Source organism: Parvibaculum sp., assembly GCF_030651915.1.
Taxonomy (GTDB): Bacteria; Pseudomonadota; Alphaproteobacteria; order Parvibaculales; family Parvibaculaceae; genus Parvibaculum.
The window spans coordinates 1-16,921 of record NZ_JAUSBV010000010.1 but is presented as its reverse complement, the minus strand read 5'-3'; the positions used below and the strand labels follow the sequence as shown (position 1 = coordinate 16,921).

The window sequence follows — 16,921 nt, the reverse complement described above, 5'->3', positions numbered from 1 at the left end:
CAACGATATTGCAAACCATTCGCAGATTTGACACTTTGAAGGGCGCCCGGGACTCCCCCGGGCCAACAAGCGACAAGCCGGCAGGAAACGACCCAGATGATCGTTTGCGTGTGCAATGCCAAGAACTGCCAGACCGTCCGCGAGACGCTCGCTGGCGCGCCGCATGTCGACACGCCCGCCGCGCTCCACCGCGCCATGGGCTGCAAGCCGCAATGTGGCCGCTGCCTGCCCTCTCTGGCCGAACTGATCGCCGAAGCGCGCGCCGACGAAACACTCGCCGGACTGATGGCCGCCGCCGACTGACACCGCCACTTTCGCGAGACACTCTCAAGATCATTCGCAACTATTTGTCGCCGTTCGATTTTTTTCGAATTGCGTTTGACGCCGCGCACGCGCGGGACGACCATGTCGCATCCCGAGTCACAAGGAGCGGCACATGCGCGGCGACGCCAAGGTCATCGAATATCTGAACAAGGCCCTGAGGCTCGAACTGACGGCCATCAACCAGTATTTCCTGCATGCACGGATGTTCAGGAACTGGGGCTTCACGAAGCTCGGCGAGATCGAATATCACGAATCGATCGACGAGATGAAGCATGCCGACAAGCTGATCGAGCGCATCTTGTTCCTTGAGGGCCTGCCGAACCTGCAGGACCTCGACAAGCTGCTGATCGGCGAGAATGTCGTCGAATGCATGGAATGCGACCTGAAGCTCGAATATGCCGGCCACGCCTTTTACAAGGAAGCGATCGCCCATTGCGAGCAGGCGCGCGACTATGTCAGCCGCGAAATCTTCGAGGACATTCTGGAGGACGAGGAAGAGCACATCGACTTCCTCGAAACGCAGCTTGATCTGGTGAAGAAGGTCGGGCTGGAGAATTACCTGCAATCGCAGATGGGCGGCGGGGACGCGAGCTAGCCGCCGACCGTCGCCTGGAAGGTGCGCTCGCCGCGCTTGATCGAGAAATCCCATTGGGCGCGCGGTGTCGCCGTGACGCGGACAAGGTCGCGCACGGTCGCAATCCGCGTTCCCGCCACCTCGACAACGATATCGCCGCGCTGCAGCTGCATGCGCCCCGCCGGCGTGCCGACGCCGACATTGGTGACGACAACGCCGCGTGCGCTCATCGTATCGAGGCCCAGGCGATCGGCAACGGCTGGCGAAAGATTGGCTGCCGTCGCACCGGCGAAGGGATTGCGCCCTGTGATTTCGGTCTCTTCGGCCGCCGGCTCCTCGGGCGGCGCGATCAGCGCCACTTGCGCCTCGCGCGCCCGGCCGTCGCGCAGATAGCCGATCCGCACCTGACCGCCGAGGCCTTTGGTCGCAAACCGGTAGCGCACGGCTTGCGGATCATCGACGTCGAAGCCGTCGATCGAGCGGATGACGTCGCCGACGCGTAAGCCTGCCTTGTCGGCCGGACCGCCCGGATGCACATCGCGCACAATGCCACCGCCCGGCCGGTCGAGCCCGAGCGACTGCGCGAGATCGCTGTCGACGGCCTGCAATTGCGCACCGAACCAGGGCCGTTTGACATGACCGCCGTCGCGCGCCGAGGCGACGACGCTTTCGACCATGTTGGAGGGGATCGCAAAGCCGATGCCGATGCTGCCGCCGGTCTGCGAATAGATGGCGCTGTTGATGCCGACGAGACCGCCATCCATCGTGACCAGCGCACCGCCCGAATTGCCGGGATTGATTGCGGCATCCGTCTGGATGAAAAACTGGTAGTCCGAAACGCCGACATGCGTGCGCGCCAGTGCCGAGACGATGCCGCTCGTCACCGTCTGGCCAACGCCGAACGGATTGCCGATCGCGAGCACGAGATCGCCGACTTCGATGGTATCGGAATCCTTGAAGACAAGATGCGGTAGTTGCTGCCGCCCGGTGTCGATCTTCAGCACCGCGAGATCGGTGCGCTCGTCGGCGAGCACCAGTTGCGCGTCGAACTCGCGCCGGTCCGACAATGCCACCGTGAACTGCTGCCCGCCCTTGATGACGTGGTGATTGGTGACGATAAGGCCCGAGGGGTCGACGATGACGCCAGAGCCCAGCGACTGCTGCACGCGCTCGCGCGGAACGCCAAAGCTGAAACGGTTGCCGAAGAACTGCTGGAAGAAGGGATCGTTGGCGAAGGGCGAGCGGGCCTGCTCCTGCACGACGCGCTTGGTGTAAACGTTGACCACGGCGGGTGCGACGCGCTTGACGACCGGCGCATAGGAAAGCTGGACTTCGGCGCGGCTACCGGGCAAATGCCGCTCCTGCGCGGCTGCGCCGAAAGACAGAAACGCCAGGGCCGCCGTCAGCACGATTGCGGCCAGCGCCATCGAAAATACACCGGCCCAGGAAGACTCGGACAACATCTCAACCACCATGACCCGCGCCCTTACAAAAGGACGGGTAATCGATCCCCAGCCCGGACACACCGCCGACGAAATTCTGTGTGCTCAAGACCGCGCTGACAAGACCGAAATGACCGAAAACGGCACGGTTAATGAAAAGGGCAGCACCCAGATGCCGGGAGCTGCCCTTTTTAATTCAACGATTGAACGGCCGATCAGGCGACTTCGTCTTCGGCCCCGACCTGCACCGGACCGGAATCCTGACCCTTGGCGCTCTCGTCGCGATCGACAAACTCGATCACGGCCATCGGCGCGCTGTCACCATGCCGGAAGCCGGCCTTGAGGACGCGGATATAGCCGCCAGCGCGTTCCTGGTAACGCGGGCCCAGCACATCAAACAGCTTTGCGGCCCAGACCTTGTCCGGCAACGCCGCATAGGCCTGGCGGCGTGCATGAAGATCGCCCCGCTTGCCCAACGTCACCAGCTTCTCGACATAGGGACGAAGCTCCTTGGCCTTGGGCAGCGTCGTGACGATCTGCTCATGCTTGATGAGCGCGATCGCCATGTTCGCCAGCATGGCCTTGCGATGGCTTGCCGTCCTGTTGAGCTTGCGGCCGGAATTTCCGTGACGCATGTGCCCTTCTCCTCGTTACCTGCGGCGTCACCGGGACGCGGCGTTCATCTTGAAACTCAGTACTGGTCTTCGTAGCGCTTGGCCAGCTCTTCGATATTCTCCGGCGGCCAGTTCGGCACTTCCATGCCGAGATGGAGCCCCATCTGCGCCAGCACTTCCTTGATCTCGTTCAGCGACTTGCGGCCAAAGTTCGGCGTGCGAAGCATCTCGCCTTCCGTCTTCTGGATCAGGTCGCCGATATAGACGATGTTGTCGTTCTTCAGGCAGTTGGCCGAGCGCACCGAAAGTTCGAGCTCGTCCACCTTCTTCAGAAGCGCCGCATTGAACTCGAGTTCGGGGCGGCTCTCCTCGACATGCTTCTGCTCCGGCTCGTCGAAATTGACGAAGGTCTGGAGCTGGTCCTGCAGGATGCGCGCGGCATAGGCGACCGCGTCTTCCGGCGTGATGGCGCCGTTGGTCTCGATCTGCATGGTCAGCTTGTCGTAGTCGAGAATCTGGCCCTCACGGGTGTTCTCGACCTTGTAGGAAACGCGGCGCACCGGGCTGTAGAGGCTGTCGACCGGGATCAGGCCGATCGGCGCATCTTCCGGACGATTGCGATCCGACGCTACATAACCCTTGCCGAGTGCGACGGTGAATTCCATGCGGATTTCAGCGCCCTCGTCGAGTGTGCAGAGCACGAGATCGGGATCGAGCACCTCGATGTCGGCGCCGACTGTGATATCGCCAGCCGTGACAACGCCCGGGCCCTTCTTCGTCAGCGACATGCGCTTGGGGCCTTCAGCGTGAAGGCGCAGCGCCAGCTGCTTGATGTTCAGAACGATATCGGTCACGTCTTCGCGCACACCGGCGATCGACGAAAACTCGTGCAACACACCGTCGATCTGGACAGCGGTGACGGCTGCGCCCTGCAGCGACGACATCAGAACGCGGCGAAGCGAGTTGCCCAGCGTCAGGCCAAAGCCGCGCTCCAGCGGCTCGGCGACGACGGTCGCAAAACGCTGCGCGTCATGGCCCGGATTGATCTCGAGCTTGTTCGGTTTGATAAGCTCTTCCCAGTTTTTCTGGATCACGTTGATAACCTCGTGTCGTTTGCGGCGCGCCTTGCGAACGCACCGGGCGGGAGACATCCGCCACCTGATCTCTTTAACGTCCACCCCACCATTCAATCGTGCGAGCGGACGTGACCGGTAAAGACCCCGAGGGGCTGCCGGCCAGATACCAGCCTAGACGCGACGCCGCTTGGGCGGGCGGCAGCCGTTGTGCGGGATCGGCGTCACGTCGCGGATCGTCGTGACGGTGAAGCCGACCGACTGCAACGCGCGGAGCGCCGACTCGCGGCCCGAACCCGGACCGCAAACCTCGACTTCGAGGGTCCGCATGCCGTGCTCCATGGCCTTCTTGCCCGCATCTTCCGCGGCCATCTGCGCGGCGAAGGGCGTCGACTTGCGGCTGCCCTTGAAACCCATCATCCCGGCGGACGACCATGCAATCGCATTGCCCTGCGCATCCGCAATGGTGATCATGGTGTTGTTGAACGTCGAATTCACATGGGCAACGCCCGATGAGATATTCTTTCGTTCCTTGCGCTTGACGCGCGTCTTTTCCTTCGCCATCCGTCCTAAACCTTCGTGTCACGCGGGAGCCGCAAGAAACGCGCCCCGGCTCTAATGTCCTAAGGGCGTTACTTCTTCTTGCCGGCAATCGCCTTGGCCGGCCCCTTGCGGGTGCGGGCATTGGTGTGTGTCCGCTGGCCGCGGACCGGCAGGCCCTTGCGGTGCCGGAGGCCACGATAGCAGCCAAGATCCATCAACCGCTTGATGTTGATGGCCACTTCGCGCCGCAGATCGCCCTCGACCATATAATCGCTGTCGATCGCTTCGCGGATCTGGATAACCTCGGCATCGGTCAGCTCGTTGACGCGGCGCTCGGCCGGAATACCGACCTTGCCGCAAATCTCCACCGCCTTGGTGTCGCCAATGCCGTGAATATAGGTCAGTGCAATGACCACCCGCTTGTTGGTCGGGATATTGACACCAGCGATACGAGCCACGTTCTTCTCCTAAACTTCGGGAATCGCCTGACACGGCACTTGCGTAAAATGCCGACTGGGAGCGCCCGAAAACCGCGGAATTCCGCCATTTTTCGGCCCAGACCGTCATTTGCCCTGAAAGTACCGTCGCGAAGGCCGGGATTATAGAATTTACTTTTTCCCAGTCAACCGCTTAAGCTATTTCCCATTCCTGTTTGAAAGCCCGAGGGCCGCCTCGATCTGGCGGGTCACCTCATCCATATCCTTCATGCCGTCCACGGTCCGAAGCGTTCCCTTGGTCTTGTAATAGGCGACCAGCGGCGCCGTCTGCTCGTGATAGACCTTGAGGCGCTTCGCCAGCGCCTCGGCATTGTCATCGGCCCGCGGGCCTCCGGCGGTTTCCGCCGCGCGGGTTTCAATCCGCTGCAGCAGAATGCCGTCATCGACGCCAAGCTCCACCACCGCGTCGAGCCCCGCACCCCGGCCTGCCAGCATCGCATCGAGTGCTTCAGCCTGGGCCACATTGCGCGGGAACCCATCGAGGATGTAGCCCTTTACCGCATCCGGCTGAGATATCCGCTCGGCAATAATCCCGACGACCACCTCGTTCGGCACCAGATCGCCGCGCGCCATGATAGCCTCGGCCTGCTTGCCGACATCGGACCCGGCAGCGACCGCCGCCCGCAGCATGTCCCCGGTCGAAAGCTGGATGAAGCCGTACTTGTCTTCGAGACGCTTCGCCTGCGTCCCCTTGCCGGCACCAGGCGGTCCAAGCAGGATCAACCTCATCGCTTGCCCCCGCGCAGCTTCGATTTCTTGATCAGTCCTTCATACTGGTGCGCGAGCAGATGGCTCTGGACTTGCGATACCGTGTCCATCGTCACGCTGACAACGATCAGGAGCGAGGTACCACCGAAATAGAACGGCACCTTGTATTGCGAGATCAGAATCTCCGGCAGCAGACAGACAATGGTCAAATACACGGCGCCGACAGCCGTCAATCGGGTCAGCACGAAGTCGATATACTCGGCCGTACGCTGTCCGGGGCGGATGCCTGGAATGAAACCACCATACTTCTTGAGGTTGTCGGCCGTGTCTGCAGGGTTGAAAACGATCGCCGTATAGAAGAAGGCAAAGAAGATGATACCGGCCGCATAAAGCGCAATATAAAGCGGCTGACCATGCCCGAGCATGGCCGTCATGGTGTTGAGCCAGTCCGGCCCCTGACCTGAGCTGAAATTGGCGATCGTCATGGGCAACAGCAACAGCGACGACGCAAAGATCGGCGGGATGACGCCGGCCGTGTTGAGCTTCAGCGGAAGATGCGAACTGTCGCCACCATAGAGTTTGTTGCCGACCTGGCGCTTGGGGTATTGAACCAGCAACCGACGCTGCGCGCGCTCGACGAAAACGATGATCATGATGACGACCACAACCATCACAGCGAGGAAAAGGATGATAACGGTCGATAGCGCGCCCTGACGTCCAAGCTCCAGCGTGCCGGCCAATGCCCGCGGCAACTCCGCCACAATGCCGGAGAAGATGATCAGCGAAATGCCGTTGCCGACGCCGCGTGCCGTGATCTGTTCGCCGAGCCACATTAGAAAGATCGTGCCGCCAACCAGCGTGATAACCGTGGTCATGCGAAAGAAGACCCCGGGATCGATGACAACGCCTTGCGCTCCTTCAAGGCCCACGGCAATCCCGTAGCCCTGAAGCGCGGCAAGGATAACCGTGCCGTAGCGCGTGTACTGATTGATCTGCTTGCGGCCCTGTTCGCCCTCTTTTTTGAGCTGGGCGAGGTGCGGCGACACCGTCGTCATCAGCTGCATGATGATCGACGAGGAAATATAGGGCATGATCGCAAGAGCAAAGATCGCCATGCGGCCGACAGCACCGCCGGCAAACATGTCGAAAACGCCAAGAAGGCCCGATTGCTGCTGCTCGAAAATACGCGCCAGCGCCAGCGGGTCAATGCCAGGCAGCGGCACATAGGTGCCGAGACGATAGACGATCAGCACACCCAGTGTGAACCAGATGCGCTTTTTCAGCTCGGTCGCTTTCGCGAAGGCGGCAAAGTTAAGATTTGCCGCGAGCTGTTCAGCTGCTGATGCCATTCATCTCACCCTGTGCACACCGGAACCATGTGCGCGCATATGAAAGAGAGTGCCCGCTCCCCAGATCGTCTTATTCGGCGGCAACCCGAGCCGGCACGCTCACTTTGACTGACCCGCCAGCCTTTTCAACCGCGGTCACCGCGCTTGCGGATGCACCGGCCACTTCGAAATTAAGTTTGGTTGTCAGTTCGCCCTTGGCAAGCAACCGGACGCCGTCCTTGGCGCGCCGAATGACGCCAGCGGCGACGAGCGCCGCCGCATCGACCGTCGCGCCCTTGTCGAGCTTGCCGGCATCGACCGCAACCTGGACGCGACCGAGATTGACCGCGTTGTAGTCGAGCCGGAAGAGATTCTTGAAGCCGCGCTTCGGCAGGCGCATGTGGATCGGCATCTGGCCGCCCTCATAGCCCTTGATCGCGACGCCGGTGCGGGACTTCTGGCCCTTCACGCCACGACCGCCGGTCTTGCCTTTGCCGGAGCCGATGCCGCGGCCGACGCGGATACGCGACTTGCGCGCGCCTTCGTTGTCGGTGATTTCATTCAATTTCATCGAAATGCCTCGTGAGCCTGTTGTCCGACCCTGTTGCCGGTTAAGCCTCGTCCACGACGCGGACGAGATGGGCAACCTTGTTGATCATGCCGCGCACGGCGGCGGTATCTTCCAGCGTCCGTGTACGCCGCATCTTGTTGAGGCCGAGCCCGATCAGCGTTTGCCGCTGCGAAGGCTCGCGCCGAAGCGGGCTTCCGATCTGCTGCACAGTCACTGTCTTGTCGCCGGTCTTCTTCGCTGACATCGCTCGCTTCCTCTTCTCGGGCCTTACTCGGCGCTCGCCTCGGTGGCGGCATCCGTACGGCGGCCAACGATCTCACTGACCTTCTTGCCGCGGCGCGCCGCAACCATGCGCGGGCTTTCCTCGTTCTTCAGCGCGTCAAAGGTCGCGCGCACCATATTGTAGGGATTGCTCGAACCGAGCGACTTTGCCACCACGTCCTGGACACCGAGAGTCTCGAACACAGCACGCATCGGGCCACCGGCAATGATGCCGGTGCCGGGCGGTGCGGCGCGCAGAACAACGCGGCCCGCGCCATGACGTCCGTCGACATCGTGATGCAGCGTCCGGCCCTCGCGCAGCGGCACGCGGATCATCGCCCGCTTGGCCGACTCCGTCGCCTTGCGGATCGCTTCGGGAACTTCGCGCGCCTTGCCATGGCCAAAGCCGACCCGACCCTTCTGGTCGCCGATCACGACAAGCGCCGCAAAGCCGAAGCGCCGACCGCCCTTCACGACCTTGGCGACGCGATTGATGTGGACCAGCTTGTCGACAAATTCGCCGTCGCGCTCGTCCCGATCCCTGTTTTCTTTACGTGCCACAGCTTGAATCCCTTAGAAGTTGAGGCCGCCTTCGCGGGCGCCCTCAGCGAGCGCCTTGACGCGCCCATGATAGATGTAGCCGCCGCGATCGAAGACGACATCGGTGATACCCGCTTCTTTCGCACGCGCGGCGACGAGCTTGCCAACCTCTCCGGCTGCCGATACATCGGCGCCGGCTTTCTTGCCGAATTTCTCGTCGAGCGTCGATGCAGCAGCCAGCGTGATCCCGCGCCGGTCGTCGATGACCTGCGCATAGATGTGCTTCGACGAACGGAACACCGAAAGTCGTGGCCGCTCGGTCGCAACCCTTGCGAGCTTGCTGCGATTGCGCATCGCACGGCGTTGGGAGGTGTTTTTCAATTTGCTCATGGCGCGCATCCGCTCACTTCTTCTTGCCTTCCTTGCGGAAGATATATTCGCCGGCGTACTTCACGCCCTTGCCTTTGTAGGGTTCCGGACCACGATAGCCGCGGATTTCCGCCGCCACCTGACCGACCTGCTGCTTGTCGATGCCGCTGATCGTGACCTCGGTCGGCTTGGCGCACTTGATGTCGATGCCCGCGGGGATCGGATAGATCACATCATGGCTAAAGCCGAGATTGAGCTGCAGGTTCTTTCCCTGAATCGCCGCACGATAGCCGACGCCATTGATCTCGAGCGTCTTCGTAAAGCCATCGGTCACACCGACAACCAGATTTTCGACCAGCGTGCGCGAAAGCCCCCACATCGCGCGGGCGCGCTGTGAGTCATCCCGCGGGCGCACGGTCAGCCCCGCCTCGCCCTGCTCGATCGTAACATCATCCACCAGCGTGAGCTTCAGCTCACCCTTCGGACCCTTCACGGCCACTTCCTGGCCACTCAGTGTCACCGTCACCCCTTTGGGGATTCCGACGGGGTACTTACCAATTCGCGACATGGTCTCTGTTTCCTGTCGTCTGCATTCGTCGATTGCCGCCCGCGCCTCTAGAAGACGCGGCAGAGCACCTCGCCACCAACATTCTGTTCCCGCGCCGCGTTGTCGGACATGATGCCCTTTGGCGTCGAGAGGATCGAAATGCCGAGACCGTTGTGCACCGTCGGCATGGTCTTCACCGACGAATAAACACGCCGGCCCGGCGTCGAAACACGTTCGATCATCTGGATGACCGGCGCGCCTTCATTGTATTTCAGCTCGATCTCGAAATCGCTTTTGCCGCCCGGATATTCGACACGCGCATAGCCTCGGATAAAGCCTTCGTCGGCAAGCACATCCAGCACCCAGCCACGAAGCTTCGAGGCCGGCGTTACCACTTTGCTCTTGCCGCGAAGCTGAGCATTGCGGATGCGTGTGAGCATATCGCCAAGAGGATCGGTCATCGTCATTCGTGTCTCTCCTACCAGCTCGACTTCACCATGCCGGGGATCTGCCCTTTGGACGCGAGGTCCCGGAGGGCGATACGCGACATGCGCAGCTTGCGGTAATAGGCCTTGCTGCGACCCGTGATCTCGCAGCGGTTGTGAATACGGGTCTTGGACGAATTGCGCGGCAACTCGGCGAGCTTGAGCTGCGCCTGAAACCGGTCTTCCATCGAAAGCGCATCGTCTTTCGTGGCGGCCTTCAGCTTCGCCCGCTTGGCGGCAAACTTTGCCGTCAGCTTGCGCCGCTTCTGATCCCGATTTATGGCGCTCTTCTTAGCCATTCAAACCTCCGTCGGATTCGCCATTCGCGAACCGCTCAAAAAACTTATTTCGTGAAGGGGAAGTTGAACTTCCGAAGCAGCTCACGCGCCTCGTCATCCGTCTTCGCCGTCGTACACACGATGATATCCATGCCCCAAACCTGATCGACCTTGTCGTAGTCGATTTCCGGGAACACGATGTGCTCCTTGAGGCCCATGGCAAAGTTGCCACGCCCGTCAAAGCTCTTCGCATTCAGGCCCCGGAAGTCTCGCACGCGCGGTAGCGCGATCGTCACCAGCCGGTCGAGGAATTCGTACATGCGATCCTTGCGCAGCGTGACCTTGACACCGATCGGCATCTCCTCACGCAACTTGAAGGTCGCGATCGAGGTCTTTGCCTTGGTGACGACCGGCTTTTGTCCGGCAATCGACTGCAGGTCCTCGAAAGCACTCTTGATCTTCTTCGAGTCGCCGACGGCCTCGCCCACACCCATGTTGAGCACGATTTTGTCGAGCCGCGGCACCTGGAGCATGTTCTTGTACTTGAACTGCTCGGTCAGCTCGGGACGGATGCTGTCCAGATACTGAACCTTGAGCCGCGGGATATACTGAGCTTCAGCCATCGATCGTCTCTCCCGACGCCTTGGCAAAGCGGACCTTGCGGCCGTCGTCCAGCGTCTTGAAACCAACTCGCGTCGCATCGCCCGTCTTCGGATCCTGGATCGCCAGATTGGACAAATGCACCTTCGCTTCACGCGTCACGATACCGCCTGTCGTCGTCTGCGACGGCTTTTCGTGGCGCTTGACCATGTTGACGCCCTGCACGAGCGCGCGTTCTTCCTTCGGGAAGACGGCGATCACAGCGCCCTTCTTGCCCTTATCCTTGCCTGTCAGAACGACGACCTTGTCGCCCTTTTTAATCTTCGCAGCCATCAAAGCACCTCCGGCGCGAGCGATACGATCTTCATATGGTTCTTCGCGCGCAGTTCGCGGGTCACAGGCCCGAAAATACGTGTCCCGATCGGCTCGCCCTGGGCGTTGATCAGAACGGCCGCGTTGCGGTCGAAGCGAATGACGCTGCCATCGGCGCGGCGGATATCCTTCGCCGTGCGCACAACGACCGCCTTCATGACGTCGCCCTTCTTAACCTTGCCGCGCGGAATCGCTTCCTTGATGCTGACGACAATAATGTCGCCAACGGAAGCGTACTTCCGCTTGGAGCCGCCGAGCACCTTGATGCACATCACACGACGCGCACCCGAGTTGTCGGCCACTTCCAGGTTTGTCTCTTGCTGGATCATAACTTCATCCGCCTTGCTCGAACCGGTTCCTGAAATCCGAAAAGGATCAGGCCTCGTCCGTAAAAACTTCCCATTTCTTCAGTTTCGAAATCGGGCGGCACTCGCGAATCTTCACCAGATCGCCGACCTTCGCCGATTTGTTCTCGTCATGCGCGTGATACTTCTTCGAACTGCGCACGATCTTCTTAAGGAGCGGGTCCTTGAAGCGGCGTTCGACATTCACCACGACTGTCTTTTCATTCTTGTCGCTGACCACGACACCCTGAAGGATTCTCTTCGGCATTTCGGTATCCTCAGCCCTTGTTCGCCTGCGCGGCGTCGCGCTGGCGCTGGATGGTCTTGACGCGCGCGATGTCGCGGCGCACCTGACGCATCTGGTGAACCTTCTCCAACTGCCCGCTCGCGCCCTGGAATCGCAGATTGAACTGCGTCTTCTTCAGCTTGAGCAGCTCATCGTCGAGCTGGTCCGGCGTCATATCTTTCACTTCACTGGCCTTCATGGCCTTACCCTTTCATTCGATCCGCCTGTCGGCGGGGGTCGTTAGTCTCAGGCGTGCTCGCCAGGACGCGCAACGAAGCGCGTCTTGATCGGGAGCTTTGCGGCGCCAAGGCGCATCGCCTCTTCGGCGACCGCGAGCGACACACCGTCGATCTCGAACATGATCCGGCCCGGCTTCACGCGTGCCGCCCAATATTCCGGCGCGCCCTTGCCCTTGCCCATACGGACTTCGGTCGGCTTCGAGGACACCGGCACATCCGGGAAAATCCGGATCCACACACGACCCGCGCGCTTCATATGACGCGTGATCGCACGGCGCGCCGCCTCGATCTGCCGCGCGGTGATGCGGGCCGGCTCCTGCGCCTTGAGGCCGAAAGCCCCAAAGTCGAGATTCATTCCACCCTTGGCTTTGCCATGGATACGGCCCTTGTGGGCCTTGCGGAACTTCGTGCGCTTCGGTTGCAACATGGTCGAAACTCTCTTCGCTCAGTTCTTCGGGGCTCAGGCCCGCTCTTCACGACGCTGACGGCCACCACCATCGCCGCCGCCTTCGAGCGCACGGCGCTCGGAAGCCATCGGGTCGTGCTCCAGTATCTCGCCCTTATAGATCCAGACCTTGACACCGCAGGTGCCATAGGCCGTCTTCGCCGTTGCCACGCCGTAATCGATATCGGCGCGCAGCGTGTGCAGCGGCACGCGACCCTCGCGATACCATTCCGTACGCGCGATTTCGGCACCGCCGAGGCGACCGGCGCAGTTGATGCGGATACCACCCGCACCAAGCCGCATGGCCGACTGCACGGCCCGCTTCATCGCCCGGCGGAACGCCACGCGGCGCTCGAGCTGCTGTGCGATATTCTCGGCGACCAGCGTCGCGTCGATTTCCGGCTTGCGCACTTCAACAATGTTGAGATGCACTTCGGATGCCGTGATCTTGCCAATGTCCTTGCGCAGCTTCTCGATATCAGCGCCCTTCTTGCCGATCACGACGCCCGGACGCGCTGTATGGATCGCCACACGACACTTCTTGTGCGGACGTTCGATCACGATCTTCGAGACCCCAGCCTGCTTCAGCTGACTGCTCAGCATCTCACGGATCTTGATGTCTTCGTGCAGCAGCTTGCCGTATTCCTGGCGGCCGGCGAACCAGCGCGAATCCCAGGTCCGGTTGATGCCCAGGCGCAGCCCTATCGGATTGACCTTGTGACCCATCAGGCTTGCTCCTCGACTTGCCGAACCACGATCGTGATCTGGCTGAACGGTTTTTCGATACGGCCGACGCGCCCGCGCGCCCGCGCATGCCAGCGCTTCATGACCAGATTCTTGCCCACATAAGCCTCGGCGACGACGAGATCGTCGACATCGAGATCGTGGTTGTTTTCCGCATTCGCAATCGCGCTCTGCAAAACCTTCTTCACATCATTCGCAATCCGCTTGCGTGAGAAAGTGAGATCGGCGATCGCCGTATCGACCTTCTTGCCGCGAATGAGCTGCGCAACGAGGTTGAGCTTCTGCGGGCTCACCCGGAGCATCCGGCCAACGGCCTGCGCTTCGTTCTCGGGCAGGCGACGCTTTGTAGCAGCTTTGCCCATGACTTAGCCCTTCTTCGATTTCTTGTCGGACGTGTGTCCGAAATAGGTCCGCGTCGGCGAGAACTCACCGAACTTGTGCCCCACCATGTCCTCAGTCACGAGAACCGGAATGTGCTTCTTGCCGTTGTGGACACCGAAGGTCAGACCAACAAATTGCGGCAGGACCGTGGAACGACGGCTCCACATCTTGATGACTTCCTTGCGGCCCGAACCGCGTGTGGCTTCTGCCTTCTTCAGAAGGTAGCCATCCACGAAGGGGCCTTTTTTGACAGAACGCGCCATATCGAGCTCCCTTAACCCTTCTTCTTCTGATGACGGCTACGAACGATGTACTTGTCCGTTGCCTTGTTGGCACGCGTCTTCTTGCCCTTTGTCGGCTTGCCCCACGGCGTGACCGGATGACGGCCGCCGGATGTACGGCCTTCGCCGCCACCATGCGGATGGTCGACCGGGTTCATCACGACGCCGCGCACATGTGGGCGCTTGCCGAGCCAGCGATTACGACCCGCCTTGGCAATCGTGATGTTCGAATGATCCGGGTTCGACACCGCGCCGATCGACGCCATGCATGTGGCCGGGACCATCCGCTGTTCGCCTGACGAAAGGCGCAGAAGCGCATACCCCTGGTCGCGCCCAACGAGCTGCACATAAGTGCCCGCTGACCGCGCGATCTGCCCACCCTTGCCCGGCTTCATCTCCACATTGTGGACGATGGTGCCGACTGGAATATTGGCCAGTGGCATGGCATTGCCCGGCTTTACGTCGACGCGGCTTCCCGACACGACCGTATCGCCGGCAGCAAGCCGTTGCGGCGCCAGGATATAGGCGAGATCGCCATCCGCATATTTGATCAGCGCGATGAACGCCGTGCGGTTCGGATCGTATTCGAGCCGCTCGACTGTCGCCGGCATATCGAACTTCGAGCGCTTGAAGTCGACCATGCGATAGCTACGCTTGTGCCCACCACCGCGGAACCGCACCGTGATGCGACCGTGGTTGTTGCGGCCACCCGACTTCGTCAGGCCTTCGGTCAGCGCCTTGACCGGCTTGCCCTTGTAGAGGCCCGAACGGTCGACAAGCACAAGACCGCGCTGCGCGGGGCTGGTCGGTTTATATTTTTTCAATGCCATGGTTTCAGAGCCCGGTCGTCACATCGATCGAATGACCATCTTCAAGGGTCACGATCGCTTTCTTGAAATCGCTTTGCCGTCCCGCAATGCCGCGGAACCGCTTGGTCTTGCCCTTCCGGATCAGCGTATTGACCGCCTTCACCTTCACATCGAAGAGCTTTTCGACCGCTTCCTTGACCTGCGGCTTCGTTGCCTTCGGAGCCACCTTGAAAATGACCTGATTGGCTTCCGAAGCCATCGTCGCCTTTTCGGTGATCACCGGCGACAGGATGATGTCATAAAGATGCGCGTTCATTTGAAGCGAGCCTCCAGGCTTTCGACCGCGGCCTTGGTCAGCACCAGCGTCTCACGGCGCAGAATGTCGTAGACGTTGATGCCTTGGACCGGCAGCACGTCCACATTCGGAACGTTGCGCGCCGCGAGCGCGAAGTTGTCGTCAAGCTCCGCACCATCGACGATCAGCGCCGACTTGAGACCGAGCTTGGCAAACGCGTCCTTCACCGCCTTGGTCTTCGGGTCCTTGAGTTTTGCTTCGTCGAGAATGACGAGGTTATCGCTCTTGGCCTTGGCCGACAGCGCCAACTTCAGCGCCAGAGCCCGAACCTTTTTCGGCATATCGATCGCATGGCTGCGCACAACCGGACCAAAAGCCTTGCCGCCACCGCGGAACTGCGGCGCTTTGCGATCGCCGTGACGCGCACCGCCCGAACCCTTCTGCTTGACGAACTTCTTGCCCGTCAGCGCGATCTCGGAACGGCCCTTGGTCTTGTGCGTACCGGCCTGCCGCTTGGCGAGCTGATACGTCACCATCCGATGCAGGATGTCGGCGCGGGGCTCGAGCGCGAACACGTCGTCCGTCAGCTCGACCGTGCCGGCACTCTTGGCCGCAAGAGTTTTAACGTCGGCCTTCATCACGCACCTTCCTTCTCGGCACCGGCATCCGCCACATCGGCGGCGGCAGGCGCTTCTTCAGTCGCCGGCGCCGCGGCCACTTCGCCGTTGCGGCGGAACGCGCCCGGCATCGGCACGCTGTCCGGCAACTTGCTCTTCACCGCATCGCGCAGCAGCACCCAGCCGCCCTTCGAACCTGGCACCGCGCCCTTGACCATGATCAGGCCCTTCTCGGCGTCCGTGCGGACGACCTCGAGGTTCTGCGTGGTGACGCGCGTCGCGCCCATGTGGCCGGCCATCTTCTTGCCCTTGAAGACCTTGCCCGGATCCTGGTTCTGACCGGTCGAGCCGTGGCTACGATGGCTCACGGACACGCCATGCGTGGCGCGCAGGCCGCCGAAATTGTGGCGCTTCATGACGCCCGCAAAGCCCTTGCCGATCGAGGTGCCGCTGACGTCGACATACTGTCCCGCCACGAAATGATCGGCTGTGATTTCCACGCCGATATCGAGCAGATTGTCCGGCGTCACACGAAACTCAACGAGTTCCAGCTTCGGCTCCACCTCGGCGCGCGCGAACTGACCGCGCTGCGCATTCGGCACGTTCTTGGCTTTGGCCCGACCAGCACCAAGCTGGACAGCCGTGTAGCCGTTCTTATCTTCTGTGCGCTGACTGACAACCTGACAGTTGTCGAGCTTCAGCACCGTGACCGGGACATGACGACCGTCTTCCATGAAGAGACGGGTCATACCGACCTTTTTGACAATCACACCGGAACGCATGGGTCCCATTCCTCGTTCTGTTTCGAGAGCAAGCACGTCTTAAAGCTTGATCTCGACGTCCACACCGGCAGCAAGATCGAGCTTCATCAACGCATCGACCGTCTGAGGGGTGGGATCTACGATGTCGAGCACACGTTTGTGTGTCCGAATTTCAAATTGCTCGCGGCTTTTCTTGTCGATATGCGGGCCGCGAAGCACCGTGAACTTTTCGAGCCGGGTCGGAAGCGGGATCGGACCAAGCACCTGAGCACCGGTGCGTTTTGCCGTGTTGACGATCTCGCGTGTCGATACGTCGAGCACACGATGATCAAATCCCTTCAACCGGATGCGAATTTTCTGCCTTTGCATTTTCGGTCCCTGTGCCTCTCGGCCCTGCGCTTTCGCGACTTGAAAAGTGAAGGCGCGGTCGGACCGCGCCCCGTCGACTTCGTTTACTTCAACACTTTCGAGACGACGCCGGCGCCGACGGTACGACCGCCTTCACGGATGGCGAAGCGGAGCTTCTCTTCCATCGCGATCGGCGCGATCAGCGTCACGTTCATCTTCACATTGTCGCCCGGCATCACCATCTC

Annotated in this window: 30 protein-coding genes and 1 pseudogene; 2 read left to right on the top strand and 29 right to left on the bottom strand. The window is 61.1% G+C overall.

The window, feature by feature from the left end; translation table 11 throughout:
* Positions 1 to 96: 96 nt before the first annotated feature.
* On the top strand, positions 97 to 303 hold the full coding sequence (locus tag Q7V31_RS14000) for a bacterioferritin-associated ferredoxin (protein ID WP_304735191.1): 207 nt from the start codon (positions 97 to 99) through the stop codon (positions 301 to 303).
* Positions 304 to 436: 133 nt separating this feature from the next.
* On the top strand, positions 437 to 919 hold the full coding sequence (gene bfr / locus Q7V31_RS13995) for a bacterioferritin (protein WP_304735190.1): 483 nt from the start codon (positions 437 to 439) through the stop codon (positions 917 to 919).
* On the opposite strand, the gene Q7V31_RS13990 is transcribed toward bfr, so the two are convergent.
* From Q7V31_RS13990 to tuf, 29 genes and pseudogenes are all read right to left on the bottom strand, one after another.
* On the bottom strand, positions 916 to 2,373 hold the full coding sequence (locus tag Q7V31_RS13990; RefSeq protein ID WP_304735189.1) for a Do family serine endopeptidase: 1,458 nt from the start codon (positions 2,371 to 2,373) through the stop codon (positions 916 to 918). The genes bfr and Q7V31_RS13990 overlap by 4 nt on opposite strands.
* A 182-nt stretch (positions 2,374 to 2,555) precedes the next feature.
* Positions 2,556 to 2,975, bottom strand: a complete 420-nt coding sequence (rplQ, locus tag Q7V31_RS13985) for a 50S ribosomal protein L17 (protein ID WP_304735188.1) — start codon at positions 2,973 to 2,975, stop codon at positions 2,556 to 2,558.
* A 56-nt stretch (positions 2,976 to 3,031) separates the two neighbouring features.
* Positions 3,032 to 4,105, bottom strand: coding sequence for a DNA-directed RNA polymerase subunit alpha (locus Q7V31_RS13980; protein WP_304735187.1), 1,074 nt, complete (start codon positions 4,103 to 4,105; stop codon positions 3,032 to 3,034).
* 96 nt (positions 4,106 to 4,201) lie between these two features.
* The gene (gene rpsK, locus Q7V31_RS13975; RefSeq protein ID WP_304735186.1) at positions 4,202 to 4,591 is read right to left on the bottom strand and encodes a 30S ribosomal protein S11; all 390 of its coding nucleotides are present in this window, start codon (positions 4,589 to 4,591) and stop codon (positions 4,202 to 4,204) included.
* Positions 4,592 to 4,659: 68 nt separating this feature from the next.
* On the bottom strand, positions 4,660 to 5,028 hold the full coding sequence (gene rpsM / locus Q7V31_RS13970) for a 30S ribosomal protein S13 (protein WP_304735185.1): 369 nt from the start codon (positions 5,026 to 5,028) through the stop codon (positions 4,660 to 4,662).
* A 177-nt stretch (positions 5,029 to 5,205) separates the two neighbouring features.
* Positions 5,206 to 5,796 (bottom strand): adenylate kinase, encoded by a 591-nt coding sequence (locus Q7V31_RS13965; RefSeq protein ID WP_370690663.1) that lies wholly within the window; start codon positions 5,794 to 5,796, stop codon positions 5,206 to 5,208.
* On the bottom strand, positions 5,793 to 7,124 hold the full coding sequence (secY, locus tag Q7V31_RS13960) for a preprotein translocase subunit SecY (RefSeq protein ID WP_304735184.1): 1,332 nt from the start codon (positions 7,122 to 7,124) through the stop codon (positions 5,793 to 5,795). The genes Q7V31_RS13965 and secY overlap by 4 nt, the downstream gene beginning before the upstream one ends.
* 70 nt (positions 7,125 to 7,194) lie before the next feature.
* Positions 7,195 to 7,674 (bottom strand): 50S ribosomal protein L15, encoded by a 480-nt coding sequence (gene rplO, locus Q7V31_RS13955; RefSeq protein ID WP_304735183.1) that lies wholly within the window; start codon positions 7,672 to 7,674, stop codon positions 7,195 to 7,197.
* A gap of 40 nt (positions 7,675 to 7,714) precedes the next feature.
* Positions 7,715 to 7,918, bottom strand: a complete 204-nt coding sequence (gene rpmD / locus Q7V31_RS13950; protein WP_304735182.1) for a 50S ribosomal protein L30 — start codon at positions 7,916 to 7,918, stop codon at positions 7,715 to 7,717.
* 23 nt (positions 7,919 to 7,941) lie between these two features.
* Positions 7,942 to 8,496 (bottom strand): 30S ribosomal protein S5, encoded by a 555-nt coding sequence (rpsE, locus tag Q7V31_RS13945; RefSeq protein ID WP_304735181.1) that lies wholly within the window; start codon positions 8,494 to 8,496, stop codon positions 7,942 to 7,944.
* 12 nt (positions 8,497 to 8,508) lie between these two features.
* A complete protein-coding gene (rplR, locus tag Q7V31_RS13940) occupies positions 8,509 to 8,865 on the bottom strand; it encodes a 50S ribosomal protein L18 (protein ID WP_304735180.1) in 357 nt (118 codons plus the stop codon).
* 13 nt (positions 8,866 to 8,878) lie between these two features.
* Positions 8,879 to 9,412 carry a 50S ribosomal protein L6 gene (gene rplF, locus Q7V31_RS13935; RefSeq protein WP_304735178.1) on the bottom strand — a complete coding sequence of 178 codons (534 nt, stop codon included), beginning with the start codon at positions 9,410 to 9,412 and terminating at the stop codon, positions 8,879 to 8,881.
* A 47-nt stretch (positions 9,413 to 9,459) separates the two neighbouring features.
* A complete protein-coding gene (rpsH, locus tag Q7V31_RS13930) occupies positions 9,460 to 9,858 on the bottom strand; it encodes a 30S ribosomal protein S8 (protein ID WP_304735176.1) in 399 nt (132 codons plus the stop codon).
* Between the two features lie 11 nt (positions 9,859 to 9,869).
* Entirely contained in the window at positions 9,870 to 10,175 is a 306-nt protein-coding gene (gene rpsN / locus Q7V31_RS13925) for a 30S ribosomal protein S14 (RefSeq protein ID WP_304735175.1), read from the bottom strand.
* 44 nt (positions 10,176 to 10,219) lie between these two features.
* Positions 10,220 to 10,777, bottom strand: a complete 558-nt coding sequence (gene rplE, locus Q7V31_RS13920; RefSeq protein ID WP_304735173.1) for a 50S ribosomal protein L5 — start codon at positions 10,775 to 10,777, stop codon at positions 10,220 to 10,222.
* The gene (gene rplX / locus Q7V31_RS13915) at positions 10,770 to 11,087 is read right to left on the bottom strand and encodes a 50S ribosomal protein L24 (protein ID WP_304735172.1); all 318 of its coding nucleotides are present in this window, start codon (positions 11,085 to 11,087) and stop codon (positions 10,770 to 10,772) included. Before rplX ends, rplE begins: the two co-directional genes overlap by 8 nt.
* On the bottom strand, positions 11,087 to 11,455 hold the full coding sequence (gene rplN, locus Q7V31_RS13910; RefSeq protein ID WP_304735171.1) for a 50S ribosomal protein L14: 369 nt from the start codon (positions 11,453 to 11,455) through the stop codon (positions 11,087 to 11,089). The genes rplX and rplN overlap by 1 nt, the downstream gene beginning before the upstream one ends.
* Before the next feature lie 46 nt (positions 11,456 to 11,501).
* Positions 11,502 to 11,738, bottom strand: coding sequence for a 30S ribosomal protein S17 (rpsQ, locus tag Q7V31_RS13905; RefSeq protein ID WP_304735169.1), 237 nt, complete (start codon positions 11,736 to 11,738; stop codon positions 11,502 to 11,504).
* A gap of 10 nt (positions 11,739 to 11,748) precedes the next feature.
* The gene (gene rpmC, locus Q7V31_RS13900) at positions 11,749 to 11,955 is read right to left on the bottom strand and encodes a 50S ribosomal protein L29 (RefSeq protein ID WP_304735167.1); all 207 of its coding nucleotides are present in this window, start codon (positions 11,953 to 11,955) and stop codon (positions 11,749 to 11,751) included.
* Positions 11,956 to 12,002: 47 nt separating this feature from the next.
* On the bottom strand, positions 12,003 to 12,422 hold the full coding sequence (gene rplP / locus Q7V31_RS13895) for a 50S ribosomal protein L16 (protein WP_304735166.1): 420 nt from the start codon (positions 12,420 to 12,422) through the stop codon (positions 12,003 to 12,005).
* A gap of 33 nt (positions 12,423 to 12,455) precedes the next feature.
* Entirely contained in the window at positions 12,456 to 13,166 is a 711-nt protein-coding gene (rpsC, locus tag Q7V31_RS13890) for a 30S ribosomal protein S3 (protein ID WP_304735165.1), read from the bottom strand.
* The gene (gene rplV, locus Q7V31_RS13885) at positions 13,166 to 13,546 is read right to left on the bottom strand and encodes a 50S ribosomal protein L22 (protein WP_304735164.1); all 381 of its coding nucleotides are present in this window, start codon (positions 13,544 to 13,546) and stop codon (positions 13,166 to 13,168) included. The genes rpsC and rplV overlap by 1 nt, the downstream gene beginning before the upstream one ends.
* 3 nt (positions 13,547 to 13,549) lie before the next feature.
* Positions 13,550 to 13,828 carry a 30S ribosomal protein S19 gene (gene rpsS / locus Q7V31_RS13880; RefSeq protein WP_304735163.1) on the bottom strand — a complete coding sequence of 93 codons (279 nt, stop codon included), beginning with the start codon at positions 13,826 to 13,828 and terminating at the stop codon, positions 13,550 to 13,552.
* Between the two features lie 11 nt (positions 13,829 to 13,839).
* On the bottom strand, positions 13,840 to 14,676 hold the full coding sequence (gene rplB / locus Q7V31_RS13875; protein ID WP_304735161.1) for a 50S ribosomal protein L2: 837 nt from the start codon (positions 14,674 to 14,676) through the stop codon (positions 13,840 to 13,842).
* A gap of 4 nt (positions 14,677 to 14,680) precedes the next feature.
* Positions 14,681 to 14,971 (bottom strand): 50S ribosomal protein L23, encoded by a 291-nt coding sequence (locus Q7V31_RS13870; RefSeq protein WP_304735159.1) that lies wholly within the window; start codon positions 14,969 to 14,971, stop codon positions 14,681 to 14,683.
* On the bottom strand, positions 14,968 to 15,588 hold the full coding sequence (gene rplD / locus Q7V31_RS13865; RefSeq protein WP_304735158.1) for a 50S ribosomal protein L4: 621 nt from the start codon (positions 15,586 to 15,588) through the stop codon (positions 14,968 to 14,970). The genes Q7V31_RS13870 and rplD overlap by 4 nt, the downstream gene beginning before the upstream one ends.
* The gene (gene rplC / locus Q7V31_RS13860) at positions 15,588 to 16,349 is read right to left on the bottom strand and encodes a 50S ribosomal protein L3 (RefSeq protein WP_304735157.1); all 762 of its coding nucleotides are present in this window, start codon (positions 16,347 to 16,349) and stop codon (positions 15,588 to 15,590) included. The genes rplD and rplC overlap by 1 nt, the downstream gene beginning before the upstream one ends.
* 39 nt (positions 16,350 to 16,388) lie before the next feature.
* On the bottom strand, positions 16,389 to 16,697 hold the full coding sequence (rpsJ, locus tag Q7V31_RS13855) for a 30S ribosomal protein S10 (RefSeq protein ID WP_012111657.1): 309 nt from the start codon (positions 16,695 to 16,697) through the stop codon (positions 16,389 to 16,391).
* An 83-nt stretch (positions 16,698 to 16,780) separates the two neighbouring features.
* Positions 16,781 to 16,921: pseudogene (gene tuf, locus Q7V31_RS13850) on the bottom strand (elongation factor Tu); the annotation flags it as partial.

Coding starts and splice junctions, on each gene's coding strand:
- rplX (WP_304735172.1), bottom strand. CDS start 11,087: ATGGCTGCGAAGATTAAAAAGGGCGACAAGGTCGTCGTTCTGACAGGC.
- rpsS (WP_304735163.1), bottom strand. CDS start 13,828: ATGGCGCGTTCTGTCAAAAAAGGCCCCTTCGTGGATGGCTACCTTCTG.
- Q7V31_RS13990 (WP_304735189.1), bottom strand. CDS start 2,373: ATGGTGGTTGAGATGTTGTCCGAGTCTTCCTGGGCCGGTGTATTTTCG.
- rpsK (WP_304735186.1), bottom strand. CDS start 4,591: ATGGCGAAGGAAAAGACGCGCGTCAAGCGCAAGGAACGAAAGAATATC.
- Q7V31_RS13980 (WP_304735187.1), bottom strand. CDS start 4,105: ATGTCTCCCGCCCGGTGCGTTCGCAAGGCGCGCCGCAAACGACACGAG.
- rplE (WP_304735173.1), bottom strand. CDS start 10,777: ATGGCTGAAGCTCAGTATATCCCGCGGCTCAAGGTTCAGTATCTGGAC.
- rpsN (WP_304735175.1), bottom strand. CDS start 10,175: ATGGCTAAGAAGAGCGCCATAAATCGGGATCAGAAGCGGCGCAAGCTG.
- rplQ (WP_304735188.1), bottom strand. CDS start 2,975: ATGCGTCACGGAAATTCCGGCCGCAAGCTCAACAGGACGGCAAGCCAT.
- Q7V31_RS13870 (WP_304735159.1), bottom strand. CDS start 14,971: ATGAACGCGCATCTTTATGACATCATCCTGTCGCCGGTGATCACCGAA.
- rplP (WP_304735166.1), bottom strand. CDS start 12,422: ATGTTGCAACCGAAGCGCACGAAGTTCCGCAAGGCCCACAAGGGCCGT.
- Q7V31_RS14000 (WP_304735191.1), top strand. CDS start 97: ATGATCGTTTGCGTGTGCAATGCCAAGAACTGCCAGACCGTCCGCGAG.
- rplN (WP_304735171.1), bottom strand. CDS start 11,455: ATGATCCAGCAAGAGACAAACCTGGAAGTGGCCGACAACTCGGGTGCG.
- rpsJ (WP_012111657.1), bottom strand. CDS start 16,697: ATGCAAAGGCAGAAAATTCGCATCCGGTTGAAGGGATTTGATCATCGT.
- rplV (WP_304735164.1), bottom strand. CDS start 13,546: ATGGGCAAAGCTGCTACAAAGCGTCGCCTGCCCGAGAACGAAGCGCAG.
- rplO (WP_304735183.1), bottom strand. CDS start 7,674: ATGAAATTGAATGAAATCACCGACAACGAAGGCGCGCGCAAGTCGCGT.
- rplR (WP_304735180.1), bottom strand. CDS start 8,865: ATGAGCAAATTGAAAAACACCTCCCAACGCCGTGCGATGCGCAATCGC.
- Q7V31_RS13965 (WP_370690663.1), bottom strand. CDS start 5,796: ATGAGGTTGATCCTGCTTGGACCGCCTGGTGCCGGCAAGGGGACGCAG.
- rpsQ (WP_304735169.1), bottom strand. CDS start 11,738: ATGCCGAAGAGAATCCTTCAGGGTGTCGTGGTCAGCGACAAGAATGAA.
- rplF (WP_304735178.1), bottom strand. CDS start 9,412: ATGTCGCGAATTGGTAAGTACCCCGTCGGAATCCCCAAAGGGGTGACG.
- rpmC (WP_304735167.1), bottom strand. CDS start 11,955: ATGAAGGCCAGTGAAGTGAAAGATATGACGCCGGACCAGCTCGACGAT.
- rpsC (WP_304735165.1), bottom strand. CDS start 13,166: ATGGGTCACAAGGTCAATCCGATAGGGCTGCGCCTGGGCATCAACCGG.
- rplB (WP_304735161.1), bottom strand. CDS start 14,676: ATGGCATTGAAAAAATATAAACCGACCAGCCCCGCGCAGCGCGGTCTT.
- bfr (WP_304735190.1), top strand. CDS start 437: ATGCGCGGCGACGCCAAGGTCATCGAATATCTGAACAAGGCCCTGAGG.
- rpsH (WP_304735176.1), bottom strand. CDS start 9,858: ATGACGATGACCGATCCTCTTGGCGATATGCTCACACGCATCCGCAAT.
- rplC (WP_304735157.1), bottom strand. CDS start 16,349: ATGCGTTCCGGTGTGATTGTCAAAAAGGTCGGTATGACCCGTCTCTTC.
- secY (WP_304735184.1), bottom strand. CDS start 7,124: ATGGCATCAGCAGCTGAACAGCTCGCGGCAAATCTTAACTTTGCCGCC.
- rpmD (WP_304735182.1), bottom strand. CDS start 7,918: ATGTCAGCGAAGAAGACCGGCGACAAGACAGTGACTGTGCAGCAGATC.
- rplD (WP_304735158.1), bottom strand. CDS start 15,588: ATGAAGGCCGACGTTAAAACTCTTGCGGCCAAGAGTGCCGGCACGGTC.